General features: G+C 72.3%; 4 protein-coding genes. 2 read left to right on the top strand and 2 right to left on the bottom strand.

Going from position 1 to position 2518, the window contains the following annotated elements:
- Positions 1–59: 59 nt before the first annotated feature.
- Positions 60–635 (bottom strand): DinB family protein, encoded by a 576-nt coding sequence (locus PLL68_RS13800; protein ID WP_324535040.1) that lies wholly within the window; start codon positions 633–635, stop codon positions 60–62.
- Between the two features lie 38 nt (positions 636–673).
- A complete protein-coding gene (locus tag PLL68_RS13805) occupies positions 674–1249 on the bottom strand; it encodes an NUDIX hydrolase (protein ID WP_324534761.1) in 576 nt (191 codons plus the stop codon).
- Positions 1250–1297: 48 nt separating this feature from the next.
- On the opposite strand from PLL68_RS13805, the gene PLL68_RS13810 reads away from it, so the two are divergent.
- Both PLL68_RS13810 and PLL68_RS13815 read left to right on the top strand, forming a co-directional pair.
- On the top strand, positions 1298–1762 hold the full coding sequence (locus tag PLL68_RS13810; RefSeq protein WP_324534759.1) for a hotdog fold domain-containing protein: 465 nt from the start codon (positions 1298–1300) through the stop codon (positions 1760–1762).
- Positions 1737–2518 (top strand): amidohydrolase family protein (locus PLL68_RS13815; RefSeq protein WP_324535042.1); only part of this gene is annotated, 782 nt, incomplete at its 3' end. The genes PLL68_RS13810 and PLL68_RS13815, both read left to right, overlap by 26 nt.

Raw genomic sequence — 2518 nt, forward strand, 5'->3', positions numbered from 1 at the left:
GCCTTCATCGCCGCGCTGACCTCCGACGGCGCCGGGGCGCAGGCCACCAAGAAGTAGGTTCAGCCGCCGGGTGAGCGCTCGGCGATCTCGCGGAGCCGGGCCACGTAGGCCGCCCAGTGGTCCGCGCCGCCCTCGGGCAGGTTCGGGTGCTCGGGCGACCAGCCGGCCTGACCGTCGACCTGCTCGCGCAGGATGTCCAGGTGCCCGGCGTGCCGGGCCGTCTCAGCGGTCATGTGCACCAGCAGGTGGTGCAGCGTGGTGTCCGGCTCCCTCCACCACGGCACGTGGGCCCTGGTGTCCAGGGGCAGGGGCGCAATGGTCTCGTCGGCGAAGGCTGTGACACGGCGGTAGAGGTCGAGGATCTGCGCCGGCGACTCGTCTGCGGTGGCCCACATGTCGTCGTTGGGCTGCGCGTCGTCCGCCCAGAACGCCATCGGCTGCGGCCACGGGCGGCCCAGGCACATGCCGAAGTACTCGGCCTCGACCCCGGCCAGGTGCTTGACGACACCGAGCAGGTTCGTGCCGGTGGGGGTGAGCGGCATCCGCTGGTCGCGCTCGGGCAGCCCCTCGACCTTCCAGAGAACCTGCTCGCGAGCGTTCTTCAGGTAGTGCCACACCGTGCTCTTGACGTCCATGACGGCAGCCTGTCACGAGGCACTGTCACAGCTCCCTGTCACGGGGCGGGGACGCTCGACTCCTGCACGGGCGGGGCGACCACCGGGCCGTCGGCCCACTCGTGCGGTCGGGAGGCCAGCTCGAGCACCGCCAGCACGTCGCGGGGCCAGACGTCGTCGTCGGTGGCGGCGAGGTCGGGCAGGGCCCACCACCGGATGTCGGCCACGGTCAGCTGCTCCTCCTCGGTGTGCGACGTGGTGTCCACCTCGAAGGCCGCCACCCGCACCACGTAGAACACCTCGTGCTGGTCGACCACCTTGTCGCTGTAGCCGTGCACGACGACCCGGGTGAGCAGCGGGCCGACGAGGTCCCCGGCATCCACGACGAGGCCGGTCTCCTCCCACAGCTCGCGCACCGCGGCCTCGAGGTCGCTCTCGCCCGGGTCGACACCCCCGCCGGGCGTCACCCACCAGTGCGCGACCGGGTCCAGCCCGAGGTCGGAGTCCTTGAACAGGAGCATCCGGTCGTCCTCGTCGAGCACCAGCACCCGCACCGCCCGCCGGTCGAACCGTGGCCGGTCCTCGGGTGCGGGCACGACGAAGCCGGGCTGGCCGGGGTAGGAGGGGGTGGTCATGGCCACACGTTAACCCGGCCGGCAGTACTCGCCGGTAACCTCGGCCGGGTGCCTGACACCTACGCGCTGTACCGCTCGATGTCCGCCCGCCCGTTCGGCAAGCGCGCCTTCTCGCTGCTCTTCGCGAACAAGGCCCCCTACTTCCGCACCGTGCGGCCGCAGGTGCGCGACGTGCGACCGCACCACGCCGAGCTGACCATCCGCAACCGCCGGGCGGTGCACAACCACATCGGCACCCTGCACGCCATCGCGGTGTGCAACGGGCTCGAGGCAGCGATGGGCCTGCTCGCCGAGGCCACCACGCCGAAGGACCGGCGCTGGATCCCCAAGGGGATGCAGGTCTCCTACCTCGCGAAGTCGACGACCGACCTGCTGTGCATCGCGGAGACCGACCCGGCCGACTGGGCGCAGCTCGGCGACGTGCCGGTGCGGGTCAGGGCGGTTCGTACCGATGGCACCGTCGTCGTCGATGGCATCATCACGATCTATGTGTCCGAGCGCCCAGCCCGCTGACCTGATCACGGTTCTTCGCGGGCGCGTCTGGTGCCCGGTGCAGGGCGACCTCGACGCGGTCGCGATCCGCGGTGGCCTCGTCATTGCCGTGGATGCCGCTGCGCTCGCCCTCGCGGACACGCCCGGTGCCGCTGTGGTCGAGGTGGGTGACGGCATCCTCATCCCGGCGTTCGGTGACGGGCACGCCCACCCGGTGTTCGCGGGCCTGCAGGCCCATGGACCACACATCTCGGATGCCGGGTCGGTCGCCGAGGTCGTCGCGCAGGTCGCGCGCTGGGCGGCCGAGCACCCGCACGAGCCGTGGATCCGCGGGGCGTCCTACGACCCGGCGCTCGCGCCCGACGGGCTGTTCGACGCCCGGTGGCTCGACGAGGCCGTGCCCGACCGACCCGTGGTGCTGCGAGCCGCCGACTACCACACGGTGTGGGTCAACACGATGGCGCTGCACCTCGCCGGCATCGACGCCTCGACGCCCGCCCCGCCGCTCGGTGAGATCGCCCGACGCGCCGACGGAACGCCGCTCGGCACGCTGCGCGAGTGGGGCGCGGTCGACCTCGTGCTCGACGTCGCGGGCCCGCACCCCCTCGACGTCCGGGTGCGCGCGCTCGAGGAAGCCACCACCCACCTGGCCTCGCTCGGGATCACCTGGGTGCAGGACGCCTGGGTCGAGGCCGACGACGTCGAGGCCTACCTCGCCGCATCCGCACAGAAGAGGCTGCACACCGCCGTCGACCTCGCCCTGTACGCCGACCCGCG

It is taken from the genome of Ornithinibacter sp. (assembly GCF_035443565.1).
Taxonomy (GTDB): Bacteria; Actinomycetota; Actinomycetes; order Actinomycetales; family Dermatophilaceae; genus Fodinibacter.

Coding starts and splice junctions, on each gene's coding strand:
- PLL68_RS13800 (WP_324535040.1), bottom strand. CDS start 635: ATGGACGTCAAGAGCACGGTGTGGCACTACCTGAAGAACGCTCGCGAG.
- PLL68_RS13805 (WP_324534761.1), bottom strand. CDS start 1,249: ATGACCACCCCCTCCTACCCCGGCCAGCCCGGCTTCGTCGTGCCCGCA.